The sequence below is a fragment of the Xenorhabdus sp. Sc-CR9 genome (assembly GCF_963897815.1).
Lineage (GTDB): Bacteria > Pseudomonadota > Gammaproteobacteria > Enterobacterales > Enterobacteriaceae > Xenorhabdus.
On sequence record NZ_CAWQTY010000209.1, the window covers coordinates 1 to 18,186 of the forward strand.

The following is an 18,186-nucleotide window of genomic DNA, read 5'->3' on the forward strand; positions in this document are numbered from 1 at the left end:
ATCACGAGTCGTATCGTGCATCAATTCGAGGGCGCGTTTTTGTTCTGGTGTCAGATGAATTTTCATGGCTGCAAGCATGATCGGGTTTGGATAAGAAATCAAGCATCTTCAATGGCGATTGGTATATACAATGAATTTCGGGATGCAGCCGACAAAACTGTAACTTGAAAGATGAAGGTATAGAGAGTGAATAATTTCGCTCTCTATCAATACTATTTGAGCTAACCCAATTTTTGCAGGGTATTTTCTATCGCTTGCCGTAATAACTCACGATCATGGCGATAGGGAATATCCTGAGCTTCTAACACTTGTTGGCTGACAATTCGATCATGGAAAAGGCTGATATCGGTGCAAGGGCCGACAATAAGCGCATTAATCATTTTACGTCCAATTTTATTTTCCATTATTTCCAGCTTGTCTTTTAACGATAATTCGGCAGCAGAATGGCTGAGTTCTTTCCCCAGATTGCCAATATAAATCATATTTGCGTTGCTACGGCGCAGTGATTGAGTTAAATCCTCCAGCAATAACAATGGCATTAGGCTGGTAAAAAAACTACCGGGACCGATTAAAATCAAATCGGCTTGTTCAATGGCATCCAATGCTTCTTTAGTGGCATTAACATGGGGATAGAGAAATAACTCCTGTGGTACACAATTAAGCTGGTCAACATTTACTTCGCCATATACGGTATTGCCTAGATCATCCACGGCCATTAAATCAACTGCTTGTTCTGACATAGGGATCAGATGTGCATTTACTTTCAGCAGATTGCGGAGCAGGTTAATCGCCTCCAGAGGGCGGACACTTAAATGATCCAGCGCCTTCAACATTAAATTACCCAAATTATGACCAGCCAGTTCGCCATTGCCACCAAATCGATACTCAAACATGGCAGAGGCAATGGTAGGTTCTGTGATTAGCTGATTGAGACAATTACGCATATCTCCCCAAGCGATCCCACCTTCTGAGCGTCGTATTCTTCCGGTCGAACCCCCATTGTCGGTTGTTGTGACAATGCCGGTCAGACGGGCACCGAGAGAAGAAAGAGAAGACATAACGCGTCCGAGTCCATGACCGCCACCAAGGGCGACTACACGATCCAAATCAGCTAATGTGCGATTACGCATAAGATTCCTGTTACTGGCTAAAGTTGGTGGGTCTAATAAATCTCGTGTAATTTATCATAAAAAATGATGCGTTCAGTAATTGCTGTGATTTCATGCGGTTTTTTGTCTGATATTTTTTAACGACAGCATAAAAATATTGTAGAAATCAAGTGTTATTGTTTTTGGTTAACTCGTTATATATTAAGATATATACCGAATGTGGCATTAGCTTTTTATTATTTTAAGCGGTAAAATCTTGGATGAGCACATCGTCACTCACGTAATTATTCGCATAAAAGTTTAATTGATATTAACTCCTAGCCTCTGTGTCTAAGTCGTTGCTCTATCAAACGGATAACACATTGATATGATACTTTGGCCGTGGCTCCTGAGTCACCAAGGTGCAAGGTAGAAATGCCCGCATCTCCTGTACTTGGAAGGTGTTATTGTGGAACAGCTCGTAGACGCATTTTTGCGTAAATTTTATTACCTGAGGTTATCAATTACTGATGTGTGTAACTTTCGTTGCACATATTGTTTGCCTGATGGATATCGGCCTCATGGTCATAAATCATTTCTTTCCCTGTCCGAAATTCGCCGCGTCAGTCGCGCCTTTGCCGAACTTGGTACAGAAAAAATCCGTCTGACAGGGGGAGAGCCAACTATGCGCCGGGATTTCTGCGATATTATTGCCGCAGTTCACGAAAACCCACAGGTCAAAAAAATTGCAGTAACAACCAATGGTTACCGGATGGAACGGGATGTATCCAAATGGAAGGAGGCAGGTCTGACAGCCATTAACATCAGTGTTGATAGTCTCGATCCTCGTCAGTTTCACGCCATCACGGGGCAGGATAAATTTTTTCAGGTTATGCGTGGTATTGATGCTGCGTTTGACGCAGGATTTAACACAGTAAAAGTTAACGCTGTGCTGATGAAAAATGTGAATGATATTAACTTGCCAGTTTTTCTTGACTGGGTTAAACCGCGTTCAATTCAGTTGCGCTTTATTGAATTGATGGAAACGGGTGAAGGTCACGACATTTTTCATCGTCACCACCTTTCTGGTGAGGTTATCCGCAGCCGGTTGTTGCAACAAGGTTGGCAACAAAAACAGAATACCCGCAGCGACGGGCCGGCTCAGGTCTTCCGCCATCCTGATTATCAGGGCGAGATAGGCCTTATCATGCCGTATGAAAAAAACTTTTGCCAAAGCTGCAACCGCTTGAGAGTCTCTGCGATTGGTAACCTTCATTTGTGTCTGTTTGGTGAACAAGGCATCCCATTACGCGATTTATTATATGACGGCGCGTCACTTGAAGCACTAAAACTACGGATTCAAGGTGGGTTGCGCCATAAACGTGAGACTCACTTTTTACATCAGGGTGACAGTGGAATCACTCCCAATCTTTCTTTTATTGGTGGTTAATTTAACTTCAAGACCCATTTTTTAGGAGTAAAGAATGTCCCAACTGACCCATATCAATACTGCGGGTGAAGCTCATATGGTGGATATTTCTGCCAAATCAGAAACTGTGCGTGAGGCAAGGGCAGAAGCATTTGTTGAAATGCAGGCTGAAACATTGGCAATGATCATTGCCGGTGATCATCATAAAGGGGATGTCTTTGCGACTGCTCGTATTGCGGGCATTCAGGCGGCTAAAAGGACTTGGGAATTAATCCCGCTTTGCCATCCGCTGCTGCTCAGTAAAGTGGAAGTTCAACTGGAAGCACAAATAGAACATAACCGTGTCAGAATTGAATCTTGCTGTCGCTTAACCGGGAAAACAGGTGTGGAAATGGAAGCTTTGACCGCAGCATCGGTAGCCGCATTGACGATTTATGACATGTGTAAAGCGGTGCAAAAAGATATGGTTATTGGGCCTGTTCGTTTGCTGAAAAAAAGCGGTGGAAAATCAGGAAATTTTAAGGTGAAAGCATGATCAAGGTACTGTTTTTTGCTCAAGTCCGTGAATTGGTAGGTACAGACTCACTGGAATTGCCGAATAATCACCCAACGGTAGCCGGTCTTCGTCATGCATTGATTGAAAAAGGCGAACGATGGGGGGTTGCCTTAGAGGAAGGTAAATTGCTGGTGGCTGTCAATCAATCCTTTGTCCATGCTGAACACCCGTTGAATGATGGTGATGAAGTGGCTTTCTTCCCACCTGTCACGGGAGGTTGATGATGGGAAATACCCGAATCCGTGTTCAGCGGGAGGTATTCAGTGTGGGCGATGAATACCAATGGCTTTCACTATGTGATGAAGACGGTGCTGTTGTAACTTTTACAGGCAAGGTTCGTAACCACAATCTGGGTGATAACGTTAACGCGCTGATGCTTGAGCATTATCCTGGCATGACAGAAAAGATGTTGCAGGAAATTACTGATGAAGCGCGCCAACGTTGGTCTTTGCAACGTATCAGTATTATTCATCGAATTGGGGAATTGTATCCGGGAGATGAAATTGTATTTGTTGGCGTCACAAGTTCTCATCGCAGCATAGCTTTTACGGCAGCAGAATTTATCATGGACTATCTGAAAACCAAAGCACCATTCTGGAAAAAAGAGTCTCTTGCAGAAGGTGAACGCTGGGTTGAAACGAGACAAAGTGATCAGGAAGCGGCAAATCGCTGGTAACGAAAGAGCTGAAACGAAGACATTCAAATAAAGGATTAGTAGATCATTTTGCGAACTATCATGAAAACCGGGCAGATAAATAATATGTCACTGAAATTGTCGTTAATTGGCGGATGGCTTTGTTAATGTTCTATGCTAATGTATAACTTTTGAATAGATTGTTTATTTTTAAACAGTCTCAATCCTTAAACATTGTCATGAAAAGGTAATCGTCATGGACCGATATCAACGTTCTAATGGTTCGATTGTCCAGAAAACCAGTTCTGGTATACAAACTTATATGACTCAAGTCTACGGTTGGATGACTTGTGGTTTGTTGTTAACCGCGTTTGTTGCATGGTATGTAGCAAATACTCCTGAAATTTTATACGCCATTTTTAGCAGTTCCATTGTTTTTTATGGTTTGATCATTGCACAACTTGCCTTGGTATTTGTGCTGTCTGGTCTGGTTCATAAAATGAGCGGGGCGTTAGCGACAGGGTTATTCATGTTCTACTCCATGCTGACGGGTCTGACGCTTTCTAGTATTTTTGTGATTTATACCAGTAGCTCGATTGCCAGTACACTCGTGGTTTCAGCGGGTATGTTTGGTGCATTGAGTGTTTATGGTTATACAACTAAACGCAGTCTGAGTGGTCTGGGTAGTTTTCTGTTTATGGCGCTTATCGGCATCATTCTGGCTTCTTTGATAAACATCTGGTTGAAAAGTCCGGCATTAATGTGGGCAATCACCTATATCGGTGTTGTGGTTTTTGCTGGTTTGACTGCATATGACACTCAGAAACTGAAAGAAATGGGTGAACAAATGGATGTTAATGATAAAGAGAACCTGCGCAGATATTCTATCACTGGCGCTCTGACTCTGTATCTGGACTTCATTAACCTGTTCTTGATGTTGCTGCGTATTTTGGGTGATCGTCGATAATCACTGACATATAGCGTTACTCTTCAATATAAAAACCCTGCCAAAAGCAGGGTTTTTATATTGAAGAGTATTAAATAGAATTCAAAAATTGTAGATCATTTCTTTACTCCTCGCGCAGCGAGGAGTAAGGCAACCTTATAATTTGAGTGTATCGCTATTATGAAAACCGATTTAATCAATGATGTTATATTCACAAATGTGAATATAACATAGTGTTTTTTATTATAGCAACGGGGGAAGTGAGCTATTATTATGTGAATACAAGTGTGGTTATCGGGTAATGCAACGCAATAATATTTAGTTACCAGCCTAAATCTATTTTTCATATTTAAGATAAAATTAAACCTAGAAAAGAGAGTATATTTTGTCAAATTCCCCTCTCTTTCCTCTATTTTAATTGTTATCAAGCAATTTTGCTTCGGAACAATCGATAGGCAACCCCGCCCGTCGTTGCTGTAATAGCCAACAATGGCCATAAATTTGGCCAGATCACTGATAAATCAGCCCCTTTCAAATAAATTTGCTTGGTAATATCTGTAAAATGCCGGATTGGGTTAATCCATGTGATGTCTTGTAGCCAGACAGGCATATTCTCAACCGGAGAAATATATCCAGAAAGCAGGATAGCGGGCATCATAAACACAAACACGCCGATAAAAGCCTGTTGCTGGGTGGAACAGACCGCAGAAATCAGTAGACCGAAACCAACCAGAGATAACCCATAAATCAACATGCAGCCATAAAATAGCAGCAACGAACCTGCAAAGGGGATTTGGTAAAATAACGTTCCAATTAGTAAAACAATAGTTGCCTGCATAGTCGCCACGACCAACGCCGGAATCGCTTTGCCGAGGAAAATCTGCCATGTTGCCAGTGGAGAAACCAGTAATTGATCCAATGTTCCCTGTTCCCGTTCACGGGCGACAGACAACGCCGTCACAATCAGGACACCAATGGTAGTAATCATGGCAACCAATGAGGGTACGACAAACCATTTATAATCCAGATTGGCGTTATACCAGTTGCGGATGATTAATTCGCTGTTATTGGCTTTCGGTGCATTTACCAATAATTGTTTCTGGTAATCCATCACTATTTGCTGAATATAGTTGGCAGCTATCTGAGCACTGTTGGAGTTACGTCCATCCAGTAAGACCTGAATTGCAGTCGGATTCTGGCTGGCGATATTGGCGCTGAAATTTTGTGGGAAGCGTACCAGTAGCAATGCCTTGCGATCATCCAAGGTAGGCCGGATTTCTTGTGAACTTGTCAGTAAAATAACATCAGGAAATGCTTTCGATTTTGCCAGCCGTTGGGTTAATTCAATTGAGGCTTGCCCTTTGTCCTCATTATAAATCGCAATAGTGGCATTTTTGACTTCCAGCGTTGCGGCCCACGGAAACAGGATCATTTGCAAAATGACCGGCAAAATTAAAATATTTCGTGTTTGCGGTTCTCTTAGCAGAGACTGCAACTCTTTCATGATTAACGTATATAAACGATAAAACATGCTCTTTCCTTTTTAATCCAAATGCCGACGAGTTTTCCACGCAGTCAGGCCAATAAAGACGACGGAGCTGGCAATCAGCAGGAGAAGATTGGTGATCAATACTGTACCGATATTTCCGGCCAGAAAGAGTGTCTGTAGGCTACTGACAAAATAACGTGCGGGCACGACATAAGTAGAAGCCTGAATAAGCGCAGGCATACTGTCTATTTCGAAAACAAAACCGGACAACATAATGGCTGGCAAAAAAGCCGCATTGAGAGAAATCATCGCTGCATTGAACTGATTTCGCGTCAGAGTAGAGATGAGCAGCCCCATGCCTAAAGCGGTAGCAAGATAAAGGCTGGAAACTAATGCCAGTATCCAGAGTGAGCCACGATAGGGAACACCCAGCACAAAAACCGTAAATACCATGCACAGTACCATGACAAAAGAACCGAGCACTTGATAGGGCAGTAACTTGGCAAGCAATAATTCGGTTCGGGTGACTTGGGTAGAGAGCAGTGCTTCCATCGTTCCGCGTTCCCATTCGCGGGCAACCACGAGTGAAGTGAGGATTGCACCGACAACGGTCATGATAATTGAGACTGCACCGGGGATAAGAAAATGTTGACTAATGGCGGAGGAGTTAAACCAATAACGGATCTGTGTATCAATCAATGGCGTAGTCGAAACACCTTGATTTTGCCCCCGGTGCTGGAGCCAGATTTGCCAGATGCCTTTAGCATAACCCTGAACAAAATTAGCAGTATTGGGTTCACTGCCATCAGTAATGACTTGAATAGGAGCATGGCTATCGACGCGGGCAAGCTGAGCATCAAAATTGACCGGAATTACGATGATGCCTCGAAGTTGGTTCTCCTGCATTTTATTGATTAAGAACTGGCGATTATCGCTGATAGTGGCATCAATATAGGGCGATCCTGTAAAGGCATGCACTAATTCACGGGCATCTTCGCTTTGTTGCTCCATCAGAATACCGAGGCGAAGTTTACTTGAATCAAGGTTAATACCATAGCCAAAAATAAAGAGCAGCATCAAAGGAATAACCACCGCAATTAAAGCACTGCTGGGATCACGGATAATTTGCTTAGTTTCCTTAACGCAAAGTGCTTTCAATCGGCGCCATGAGAAACTGACTGCTTTCTGGGATGCTGTATGTTCAGAATGATTCATTGCGGCTCCTTATCGTAATTCACCACGAGATCGATAAACGCATCTTCCATAGAAGGGTTAGGGTGTTCATCCGTAGAGACCAATTGTTTCAGCTCGTCAGGTGTGCCCGCTGCGATCAATCGTCCTCGGAACACCAACCCGATGCGGTCACAGTATTCGGCTTCATCCATAAAGTGAGTGGTTACCATTACCGTAACGCCTTTATCAACCATCCCGTTGATATGCAACCAAAATTCTCGCCGGGTCAGCGGATCGACACCGGAAGTGGGTTCATCCAAAAACAAAATGTCAGGCTCGTGCATCAATGCGCAGGAAAGGGCAAGACGTTGTTTAAAGCCGAGTGGGAGACTATCCGTCTTTTGATGTAAGATGGGTTCGAGATTGAAGGCGCTGATCATATCAGACATTTTTTCTCGCTGATGCCGGCCTTTCAGCCCGTAAACACCGGAAAAAAATTTAAGGTTTTGCTCAACCGTCAAATTGCTATACAGGGAGAATTTCTGGGCCATATAACCAAGGCGTTGACGTGCCTTGCCTGAACTGGTTTTTAAATCCATATCCAGAACCAGAGCCTTGCCGGATGTAGGGATCATCAGTCCACACATCATTTTGAACGTGGTGGATTTTCCGGCACCATTAGGCCCCAGCAGGCCAAAAATTTCTCCACGCTTCACTTCGAAATCTACATTGTCAGTAGCGGCGAAATCCCCGAATTTTTTGGTCAGATTACAGGCTTCTATTACGGTTTCTGTCGGATTTGGCGGGATTTTAGGCATGATTTCAGCCAATTCTGAACGATGAGATGGGCCGCCGCCCAACAAATCGATAAAGGCATCTTCGAAACGTGGTTCAGCATCGAAAATATTATCTTCTGATAACCCTATTTGCCGGAGTAATACATTTTTATCCGCTTTCTCTTTTAAGATCAGGCGAACATATCTTCCTTGAATAACGCCGTCCGTGACTTGAGGCAGGGTAAGGGCATGTTGCAGCATTTTGCGGCGTGCTTCCTGTTTGACATCAAGCAAAAAAGAGCGGCCTGCAATATTTCGGGTTAAATTTTGGGGTTGACCACGATAGAGCAATTCACCGTGGTTCAGCAGCAAAACATCGCGGCACAATTCGGCTTCATCCAGATACGAAGTGCTCCACAGGATCAACATACCGTCGGAAGCGAGTTCATGCACCATTTGCCATAATTCACGGCGAGCGATAGGGTCAACGCCCACGCCCGGTTCGTCAAGCAGCAAAACTTTCGGGCTACCCAAAAGCGTACAAGCCAGACCCAGTTTCTGCTTCATGCCGCCGGATAATTTACCGGCCAACCGTTCGGTAAAGCGGGTTAAATCGGTGAAAGTCAGTAATTTTTGAAATGTTGCCTTGCGTTCTTCACCCATCACGCCGCGCAAATCGGCATATAAAGTCAGATTTTCCATTACGGTTAAATCTTCATACAGGCCGAATTTCTGTGGCATATAGCCGAGTTCAGAACGAACTTGAACACTATTCTTGATGGGATCAAGTCCCATGATTTCTATATTGCCGCTATCAGGCTTCAATAAACCGGCCAGCATGCGTATCAACGTGGTTTTTCCAGCACCATCCGGGCCGACAAGACCTGTAACTGAGCCACCCTGAATTTCTGCCTGTAGACGAGATACAGCAGGGGTGTCCAATCCTGGAAAGGTTTTTTCCACGCCGTTCAGTTTTATTCTATAAGCTGAACTGGTCATGTCATTACCTTACTTATCTTTTGCTTCAGTGAAATTCGAATCAGTAAAGCGCAAGGTGGCTGGCATTCCCTGTTTTATTCCCTCATCGGGGTCAAGGACAATGATCCGCAGGCGATAGACCAAATCCGTTCTTAAATCCGGTGTTTCAACATTTTTAGGTGTAAATTCGGCCGTTGGAGATACAAAGCCGATTTTGCCATGATAAGGTTGATTTTTCCGTCCATCGGTATAAATCAAAATTTCTCGTCCTGCGGTAGCCTGATTCAGATTAGGCTCATCAATATATGCTCTGATCCAGACAGGATTGGTCAGTGACAGGGTAAAAACCGTGTTTCCAGCCGCTAACATAGTGCCCGGTTCAATGGCTCTGGTCAGGATAACACCTGCTGATGGAGCAGTAAGTTGAGTATCTTTCAGATTGAGTTCCGCCTGTGCGACAGTTGCTTGCGCTTGAGCAAGTTGCGCCTTGGCAGCCGCAATTTCCTCTATTCGATAACCGGTTTCGAACTGGCGTAATTTATCTTTTGCGGCCTGATGGGCAGCGAATGCCTGATTGCGCCCGGTTTTGGCGTTTTCCAGCTCATTGGCTGAGATAGTTTTACTCTGCCACAATCCTTGCTGACGTTTCAAAAAACTATCGGCAAAGTGAAATGCTGACTCTTTTTGAGTAACTTCAGCGCGGACTTGAGCGATTTCTTCAGTGCGATAACCCGCTTCAGCTTTGGCAAGGTTAGCTTTGGCAACATCTTGGGCGGCTTTGGCTTGGTTCAGGGCATGAATAAAGGGAGCATTATCAAGATGACCGAGAGTCTGACCTGCCGTAATGGCATCACCTTCATCGACTTGCAGGCTTGACAGTTTACCGGCAACCCGAAAACTAAGATTGACAGTTCTGACATCGACATTGCCATATAAGGTTAACTCTTTGCTATTTTGTTCCTGATAATAATAAATGCCAGCAATGGCTCCGATAACAACAATGAGCGCCAATAGGGCAAGAGCAAACTTTTTATTGTTCATACTATCCCTTATGTCTTGTTCAATTTAAACCTGAGATTTTGCAATTGGTTGAAAGATCTTAGGATATATACGGCTGTAGCGTTATCTATTCCGTAACCCATCAAGCAATAAATTGATATGTTGAGATAAAACCTGATTGATTAATGCGTACTCTTTGGCACCAATGTTGTCCCAACCTGTTTGGCGCAATAAAGCTTCCCGTGCCAGACGGAAAGAAAGAATTTCGCCCAATAGGGCGTGGGTATGGATTTGGGTTGAAATTTGGTCTTCATCAGCACCGATATAATTAGCGATTAATTTATTCAAACGTGAATAAATCGGAGCCAGACCTTGCTCATGCATGACGTTGTAAGCCTCTGTTGGCGTTAATTGTTCATGTGACATGATGCGGCTGATATTAATACTGCTTTTCTCGAAAATCAGGCGGTTATAGCTAACCATTCCTTGATGAATGAATTCCAGTATTTGTTCTTGTGGATAAGGTTTCGGAGTTTTGGTAAAGAAATGGTCAATAGCCCCAACCAGTGGGGTAAATTCTGATTTTAGTCTATCAGCGATATGCTGCACGACAGCGAGATATAATCCCTCCTTGGAACCAAAATAGTAAGCAATGGCAGCGATATTTTGTTGTGCGTGCTGGGCGATATTGCGGGTAGTGGCGCCTTCCAGACCAGATCTGCCAAAAATTTCTATTGCCGCTTCAAGAAGTTGCTGTTTGGCTTGTTCGCCTCGTGAAGTTTGAGCCGTCTTCTCTGCCATGTTTAAAGAGTTCCTGTTACAAAAAATTTTCGGGAGTGTCGTAAATATATCAATCGTATGATTAACTTTAAAACTAAAGTAAGTCGATGTAAAGCTGACACAAATTGCCTTTTTAATAGACGCTTATAAAAAAGAATTTTCCTGTTTTTGAAAAATTATCGTAATCGTTTGTCTGCAATCCGTATCTTCGAGCTAATTAATTGGTTTATCTGGTCTGATTGGGAATATATATCTGTTATAATGCTGCACTTAGGTGCATGGCAGTTTGTGTTATTTCTTTGCGTTTTATCGCGTCTGTTTTCTTCCCATAAAACTGCCCCTGAATTGATGTCAGGAATGGTGAAGTCTGGAGTATTTCTTATTTATGAATTTTGAGTCACTCGGCTTGAAGGCTGATATTTTGCGTGCTGTTGAAGAACAAGGCTACGCGGAACCTACCCCTATTCAGCAACAGGCTATTCCTGTTGTACTTTCCGGTAAAGATCTTCTGGCTAGCGCCCAGACAGGAACGGGAAAAACAGCAGGGTTTACTTTACCTATTTTGCAGCGCTTAAGTGAATCTCCCATTCAGGGAAAAGGTCGCCGTCCGATCAGGGCATTGATTTTGACACCAACTCGGGAGCTGGCGGCTCAGGTGGGTGAAAATGTACGTAATTACAGCAAATATCTCAGTTTGCGTTCATTTGTCGTGTTTGGTGGCGTCAGCATCAATCCACAAATGATGAAATTGCGGGGTGGTGTCGATATTCTGGTGGCAACACCGGGGCGCTTGCTGGATTTAGAACACCAAAATGCGGTGGATCTCTCACGCGTTGAAATTCTGATTCTGGATGAAGCTGACCGTATGCTGGATATGGGCTTTATTCATGATATTCGTCGAGTATTGAGCAAACTCCCTGCAAAACGCCAGAATCTACTGTTTTCTGCAACGTTTTCTGATGAGATTAAAAATCTGGCCAATAAATTGCTGCATAATCCGGTGAGTGTAGAAGTGGCACGCCGTAACTCAGCATCTGAGCAGATTGAACAATCAATCCACTTTGTAGACAAAAAACGCAAAAGTGAATTGCTTTCTTACATGATAGGCAACCAGAATTGGCAGCAGGTACTGGTATTCACCCGCACCAAACATGGGGCCAACCGACTGGCGGAACAACTGAATAAAGATGGTGTGACTGCGGCTGCGATCCACGGCAATAAAAGTCAGGGTGCAAGAACGCGCGCACTGGCTGATTTCAAAACCGGACAAATTCGTGTGTTGGTAGCAACGGATATCGCTGCCCGTGGGTTGGATATCGATCAATTGCCGCATGTGATCAACTATGAACTGCCAAACGTTGCAGAAGATTATGTTCACCGCATTGGGCGTACTGGCCGTGCGGATGCAACTGGTCAGGCAATATCGTTGGTGTGCGTGGATGAACACAAACTCCTGAGAGATATTGAGCGGTTATTGAAGCGGGAAATTCCACGTATTGCCATTTCGGGGTATGAACCTGATCCTTCCATTAAGGCGGAGCCTATTCAGAACGGACGCAATGATCGTGGTAACAGCTCCCGCGTTAGCAATTCTCGTGGCAGTGACTCCCGTAACAGCAGTTCACGTGGCAGCCGTTCTCATGGAAACAGTCCCTGGGGCAGTGATTCTCGCGGTAACGATTCACGTAGTGAACAACCTCGAGGCCAACGTAGTAGTAATAGTAAGCAAGGTTATTCCAAACAAGATAATGTGAATCAAAATGGTGAGCGTCCACGCAGCCAAGATAAATTTTCTCGTCAGCGTCGTCAGAGAACCACAACCAAAGCGCCACGTGTGATAGCTTCGGGAGAGTAATCCATGCGCGTTTTGCTGGCTCCGATGGAAGGTGTTTTGGATTCATTGGTCAGGGAGTTGTTGAGTGAAATCAACGAGTACGATCTCTGTGTTACAGAATTCCTGCGCGTGGTTGATAGCTTACTGCCGGTAAAATCGTTTTACCGGTTGTGCCCTGAATTGCATAACCAGAGTCGGACTCCATCGGGAACAGCGGTCAGAATTCAACTTTTGGGGCAATATCCAGAATGGTTGGCAGAAAACGCGGTTAGAGCGGTTGAACTGGGATCTTGGGGTGTCGATTTAAATTGTGGCTGCCCCTCCAAAACTGTGAATGGCAGTGGTGGTGGGGCATCGTTACTGAAAGATCCCGAACTCATTTATCGTGGTGCCAAAGCCATGCGTGAAGCTGTGCCAGCCGGCTTCCCAGTGACGGTAAAAGTCCGTTTGGGCTGGGATTCTGGCGAGTGTCAGTTTGAGATCGCGGATGCTGTCCAACAGGCTGGCGCAACAGAACTGGTTGTGCATGGTCGAACCAAAGAAGATGGTTATAAGGCAGAGCACATCAATTGGGAGGCGATTGGCGAGATTCGCCGTCGCCTTTCTATTCCTGTAATTGCCAACGGTGAAATCTGGGATTGGCAGAGCGCTCAGGCATGTATCAACACTACAGGATGTGATGCTGTGATGATCGGCCGTGGCGCACTGCATGTGCCAAACTTGAGTCGTGTAATTAAATATAACGAACCGAGGATGCCGTGGAGCGGTGTGCTTAAGCTACTACAAAAATATACCTATCTGGAAAAGCAGGGTGATACGGGTTTGTATCACGTTGCCCGTATTAAACAATGGTTGGGGTACTTGCGTAAAGAATATAATGAAGCTGATATATTATTTATGCAAATCAGGGCATTAAAAACGTCTGCTGAAATTTCCACCGTTATCTCTCTTGCAGCAGATGAATGTTTACTGCGATATTCAATAGATTTAGAACCTCAGGTTTGTTAGTTGTGTTTATTCCTCCTGCATCTTGAAATCCGCTGGGTATATAACATAAGTTTAATTAAAATATTAATAAGCAATATCTATTTTAAGTTTAAATAAATTATCTGTTTTATTTTTTGTCGGAATATGTGAATTAAAATAAATTCATAATGAATAGATAAGTTATAGTTATAAAGAATATGATTGGATAATTATTTTTTGTTATAGCTGGCGTATCTAGAAAGTTTAACTATAATTTAAAAATTCCTTATTTAATTCATCAGGGTTTAATTAATATATTAATAACCCGTAGCTTGCTATGGGGATATTTATTATATTTTTATACCCCGTTATTTTCATGAGGTTTTTATTTTAAACTCATTTTAATAAATTTAAAGGAAAATTTTATGAAAGATACTGAAAAATACGATCAATCTGAATCTCAACCTTGGTACAGTGCAAAATATCTGAAGATAAAATTGCCTCAACTCAGTAATCAAAGCTATATCTTTGCTAACAGAAGAAATAGAATAGCTGTAAATGTTTATTTTGATCCATATGATTATTATGGAAATAAAGTAGATGTCCCAATAAATACCATTATAAAAAAAACTTTTCTGGTTGACTATAATACAGGAGAAAAACTACCCATTGAGGTAGAAGAAGGGACAAATTTTAAATGGGCATATTCACATAAACCTAACGAATTTACTGCTGTGCCCCATGTCTCATCTTCCATTGTAGAGAGTCAGGAGAAATACTCAAAAGCAAGGATAACTTTTTATGTATACTGTTCATCTTCAGAGGTATATCAAGTCAAACAAATAGCTGTACTTGTGGAAGCACCAGATGGAGATCACTCTACAGTATTCGGGGAAGATGGTGATGACTTTGTCCAGCTAACTGGGATAAATGAAGTATTTTATAAATTGCCTAATATAAATAAAAAACAAGAATTGGCTGCCAGCCAGTATTCAATTCCAGGTCATCTTGATTCAAGCTGGGAACAAATTAATATCTATATATCGCTTGATATAAAGGACTCATCTGAAAGATTAATTATTACCAAACTAGAAATTGGGGGAGATGAAGGCGTTTCAACAGGCCAGGTTCATCAGCTTTATCATGAGGATAATGGATATAGATATTATTATGCTCACTTTCTTTGGCCCTTAGGTAAAGAAACGATGGAGTCTATCGGTAATAGAAAATGGTTTGATTTGCCTATTACGTTTCCTGTAGATATAAAAGTTAAACAACAATATGGTTTTCTTTGTTTTAGTATATTAGTGGTAGGTGACCCATCTTTTCCTCACATACAGGATGTTTGGTATAAACAATTTTATATTATTATTTACGACCAATATGGAAACAAAGGTAAATATTGGTTAATGCCAAATAATGATAGCAATGCAAATAAATCAGATGTTTTTTTTGTTGAGGATTAGTTTGATGTGATTAATAAGGATTTTTGTTATTTCTATTTGGCATATTTACAAATCTTTATTGTAACTTTATTTTTCTTATCTTCTTATTATTGAACCAGAAAAATAGGTTTTTCCTATAAAGAGGTAACAAAATGAATAATTCTTTTTTTTCGAACGCCCATAACTTTCAAAGTGCAGCGATGGGTAGTGTTGATCCTCGTACTGGTCTGTTTAATTATATGATATTGATAGCCCAACTGACCGGCAACAATCAGCTCGGGCCGACCCAAACGATAACGCTTTCTTATAACCCCCTGAATGAGAAAAATATGGGCTTTGGCATTGGTTTTTCCGTGGGGCTGACCCAGTATGACAGGAAAAATCAGCTATTAGCGCTTTCAACCGGAGAGCGTTATAAAGTGACTGAATTCAATAATGACGTTCATTTAAATCAATACAAGCAGGATGTCGTGCGGTTTGAAAAAGACGTCACCCAGAATGCTTATCGGGTGATTCACAAATCCGGCCTGATTGAAGTCCTGACGGGGCCTGACAATGTTGATGATCTTAAAGTGCCTGTCCAGATATTCACCCCTCTGGGGCATACGCTAACCCTGATATGGAATTTTGCCCTGGCTCCGGTTCCCTATCTGGTATCGATTTCGGATGAAGAGAATGTATTGTTAACAGTTGACTATGAATTAGACTCTTATACTCGGATTACAATCTGGCCAGATACCACTGAATCTTATGAGATCCAACTCCTCTTTGATTATGGTTATGTCACTGAGATTAAAAAGCAGTCTGATAACCACACATTGAAATGGGAGATGGGTTATGACAAGTATATATATACTAATAATAAGCTATTAAGCGAGGTTTTGTCCCCGACGGGATTGAAGGAGAGTGTGAATTATAATTTTAACGGCCATAAGTTTCCTGCTGGGGTCGATTTGCCCCCTTTGCCCTATGTCAGCAAGTATACGCAGTACCCCGGTCATGGGGCCAATATTGTGCGAACGTATGAATACACCAATTATAATTTTCTCGGTTACGGGGGGGAGGGGAGGTGGAATAAGAACAGTGATTATCTTTATGGAGTGTTGAGTGATTACCAGTATGGTTCGACTGAAACCTGGAACGATGGTACCAACCAACGTCATATTACCCGGCGTTATAACAACTACCATTTGCAGGTTTCCGAAGTCACGCAGCAAAACAAGTGCAAGCGGGAGCATAAGACGGAATATTATGCACAGGTTGGCGTCGATTTTGATAAACAAGCTCCCCAGTTTCAATTGCCAAAATCGGCCACAGTTCGTTTCAATGATTCCTCTGATGAGGAAGTGACACAGACCCAGTTTGATGAGGCGGGGAATCCGATGGTGCAGATAGCCCCGGATGGCACCCGTACCGAGTGGATTTATTATTCAGTGGATGGGGAAGGAGAAGATTGCCCAGCTGATCCTCATGGCTTCAAGCGCTATGTCAAATCCAAGACTGTCATACCGTGTCGGTCTTCCCCTGAAGATAAATATCGGGATGTGCCTATCCATCAGGAGGTGTATCGTTACGCCCAATTGCCTACATTATCTGGCGCGCCAGCTTCGTATGCTGTGGTGTGCAATTATCGGGGATTGTATTGTAATGACCAGTTACTGCATGACCGGCAGACACACTATGTTGATGCAGTAAATTTGCGGGATCACGGTCGGATCCAGTATATAGATGAAACGGTGCATTCCATGTCGAATACGGCAACTGCTCTGCTTACGCGAGAAAACTGGAAAAGTCGTCAGAAGTTCAGTTACACCCTCAAGGACGAGACGTTGGTGCAGAATATCGACTGGGTTGGACATGATCAATTGGGTTTAACCACTCAGAGTATCCAATCGCGGTTCAGTCGCAAATTATGGCATGAAGTGGATGCACAGGGATGTACCGCTCAATATCACTATGATGATTTGGGGCGTCTCAAGAAGCATATCAGTAATATGAATACCAAATATACCCAGGAAATACACTATGCTTATGCCATTGAAAACAAAGGATCGCTTACGACCACACAAACTGATGTGTGGGGCAATCAGGTACGTACCCGTTTTGACGGATTAGGTCGCGCTTATCAGCAGGAGGTACTTGAAAAAGGACAGGAATCTCAGGGTTGGCGGATAGTGTCTGAAACGGAATATGACAGTTGGGGAAGAGTGGTGAACCAGACCCGTAATGACTGGCTGCCGATGGAGCAAAATGCGGGAGAAGTGCGTCAGGTCTCTTTCCATGAGTGTTTTGAATACGACGATTGGGGGCTGTTACACCGCGTGACTCAGGATACGGGCGTGAGTGCCTTGCAGGAATATGATCCGATCACACGTACCGCAGAGATCACCCTACAGGCGGAAGGCGTAAAATTCAGTAAGCGTACTGTGATGTATAATAAGCGGAACCAGCCTCTCCTCCATACTTTATACGATAGCCAGGGCAAGCAATATAGTCAGCAGGCCAATCATTATGACGGTCTGGGACGCTTGTGGACAATGGTTGACACGTTAGGGCAAGAAACTGAATACACTTACGATTTATTTGGGCGTGTATCAACCATCAGGCACAGCGACGGTACTGTTATTCAAAAATCCTATTTTCCGTTCAGCAAGAGCAATCTGGTGACACAGATTCAGGTTGGAGATCATGTGCTGGGTACCCGTAGTGTTGACAGCCTGCATCGTTTAACCTCAACCACGAGCGGGGGGCGTACCTATCATATGGCCTATCCAGGGGATAGCCTTTTTCCCAGCCAGATCACCGATCCTTTGGGCACAGTTATCACATATCAATATGAGTCATTTTTAGGCAATGTCCCGACACAAGTTGATACGGATGGTATACAACAGCGCTTTACCTACGATCCCAAAACCGGGGCAATGGTTCAGGCCAGTGCGGTACAGCAGGCGACCCACAACATGATCTATACCAATCGCCATTGAAGATGCTTGATTTCTTATCCAAACCCGATCATGCTTGCAGCCATGAAAATTCATCTGACACCAGAACAAAAACGCGCCCTCGAATTGATGCACGATACGACTCGTGATA

The 18,186-nt window shown here is 43.2% G+C and carries 15 protein-coding genes and 1 riboswitch; of the genes, 9 read left to right on the forward strand and 6 right to left on the reverse strand.

The window, feature by feature from the left end; genetic code table 11:
* Window positions 1–221: 221 nt before the first annotated feature.
* Entirely contained in the window at window positions 222–1,130 is a 909-nt protein-coding gene (yvcK, locus tag AACQ81_RS16205; RefSeq protein WP_237387957.1) for a uridine diphosphate-N-acetylglucosamine-binding protein YvcK, read from the reverse strand.
* Window positions 1,131–1,411: 281 nt separating this feature from the next.
* Window positions 1,412–1,568, forward strand: a riboswitch (molybdenum cofactor riboswitch).
* Between yvcK and moaA the strand changes: the two genes are divergently transcribed.
* The 5 genes from moaA to AACQ81_RS16230 all read left to right on the forward strand — a co-directional run bounded on the left by moaA (window position 1,558) and on the right by AACQ81_RS16230 (window position 4,674).
* Window positions 1,558–2,538: a GTP 3',8-cyclase MoaA gene (moaA, locus tag AACQ81_RS16210; protein WP_237387958.1), complete on the forward strand. Its 981-nt coding sequence runs from the start codon at window positions 1,558–1,560 to the stop codon at window positions 2,536–2,538. It overlaps the preceding riboswitch by 11 nt.
* A 34-nt stretch (window positions 2,539–2,572) precedes the next feature.
* Complete coding sequence (gene moaC / locus AACQ81_RS16215) at window positions 2,573–3,052, forward strand: cyclic pyranopterin monophosphate synthase MoaC (protein ID WP_237387959.1); 480 nt, start codon at window positions 2,573–2,575, stop codon at window positions 3,050–3,052.
* The gene (moaD, locus tag AACQ81_RS16220) at window positions 3,049–3,294 is read left to right on the forward strand and encodes a molybdopterin synthase sulfur carrier subunit (protein WP_237387960.1); all 246 of its coding nucleotides are present in this window, start codon (window positions 3,049–3,051) and stop codon (window positions 3,292–3,294) included. The genes moaC and moaD overlap by 4 nt, the downstream gene beginning before the upstream one ends.
* Window positions 3,294–3,749 (forward strand): molybdopterin synthase catalytic subunit MoaE, encoded by a 456-nt coding sequence (gene moaE / locus AACQ81_RS16225; protein ID WP_237387961.1) that lies wholly within the window; start codon window positions 3,294–3,296, stop codon window positions 3,747–3,749. Before moaD ends, moaE begins: the two co-directional genes overlap by 1 nt.
* Before the next feature lie 214 nt (window positions 3,750–3,963).
* Window positions 3,964–4,674: a Bax inhibitor-1/YccA family protein gene (locus tag AACQ81_RS16230; RefSeq protein ID WP_237387962.1), complete on the forward strand. Its 711-nt coding sequence runs from the start codon at window positions 3,964–3,966 to the stop codon at window positions 4,672–4,674.
* Between the two features lie 403 nt (window positions 4,675–5,077).
* Here AACQ81_RS16230 and AACQ81_RS16235 read toward each other — a convergent pair whose 3' ends face one another.
* The 5 genes from AACQ81_RS16235 to cecR all read right to left on the reverse strand — a co-directional run bounded on the left by AACQ81_RS16235 (window position 5,078) and on the right by cecR (window position 10,869).
* On the reverse strand, window positions 5,078–6,184 hold the full coding sequence (locus tag AACQ81_RS16235) for an ABC transporter permease (protein WP_237387963.1): 1,107 nt from the start codon (window positions 6,182–6,184) through the stop codon (window positions 5,078–5,080).
* Between the two features lie 12 nt (window positions 6,185–6,196).
* Entirely contained in the window at window positions 6,197–7,357 is a 1,161-nt protein-coding gene (locus AACQ81_RS16240; protein WP_237387964.1) for an ABC transporter permease, read from the reverse strand.
* Window positions 7,354–9,090, reverse strand: a complete 1,737-nt coding sequence (locus AACQ81_RS16245) for an ATP-binding cassette domain-containing protein (RefSeq protein WP_237387965.1) — start codon at window positions 9,088–9,090, stop codon at window positions 7,354–7,356. The genes AACQ81_RS16240 and AACQ81_RS16245 overlap by 4 nt, the downstream gene beginning before the upstream one ends.
* A 9-nt stretch (window positions 9,091–9,099) precedes the next feature.
* Complete coding sequence (hlyD, locus tag AACQ81_RS16250; protein WP_237387966.1) at window positions 9,100–10,110, reverse strand: secretion protein HlyD; 1,011 nt, start codon at window positions 10,108–10,110, stop codon at window positions 9,100–9,102.
* An 81-nt stretch (window positions 10,111–10,191) separates the two neighbouring features.
* Window positions 10,192–10,869: a transcriptional regulator CecR gene (gene cecR, locus AACQ81_RS16255; protein WP_237387967.1), complete on the reverse strand. Its 678-nt coding sequence runs from the start codon at window positions 10,867–10,869 to the stop codon at window positions 10,192–10,194.
* Between the two features lie 364 nt (window positions 10,870–11,233).
* Here cecR and rhlE point away from each other — a divergent pair, with 364 nt between their 5' ends.
* The 4 genes from rhlE to AACQ81_RS16275 all read left to right on the forward strand — a co-directional run bounded on the left by rhlE (window position 11,234) and on the right by AACQ81_RS16275 (window position 18,077).
* Window positions 11,234–12,703, forward strand: a complete 1,470-nt coding sequence (gene rhlE / locus AACQ81_RS16260) for an ATP-dependent RNA helicase RhlE (RefSeq protein WP_237387968.1) — start codon at window positions 11,234–11,236, stop codon at window positions 12,701–12,703.
* Window positions 12,704–12,706: 3 nt separating this feature from the next.
* Entirely contained in the window at window positions 12,707–13,690 is a 984-nt protein-coding gene (gene dusC, locus AACQ81_RS16265; protein ID WP_237387969.1) for a tRNA dihydrouridine(16) synthase DusC, read from the forward strand.
* A 383-nt stretch (window positions 13,691–14,073) separates the two neighbouring features.
* On the forward strand, window positions 14,074–15,114 hold the full coding sequence (locus AACQ81_RS16270) for a hypothetical protein (RefSeq protein WP_237387970.1): 1,041 nt from the start codon (window positions 14,074–14,076) through the stop codon (window positions 15,112–15,114).
* Between the two features lie 131 nt (window positions 15,115–15,245).
* Window positions 15,246–18,077, forward strand: a complete 2,832-nt coding sequence (locus tag AACQ81_RS16275) for an RHS repeat protein (protein WP_237387971.1) — start codon at window positions 15,246–15,248, stop codon at window positions 18,075–18,077.
* The last annotated feature ends 109 nt before the right edge of the window (window positions 18,078–18,186 follow it).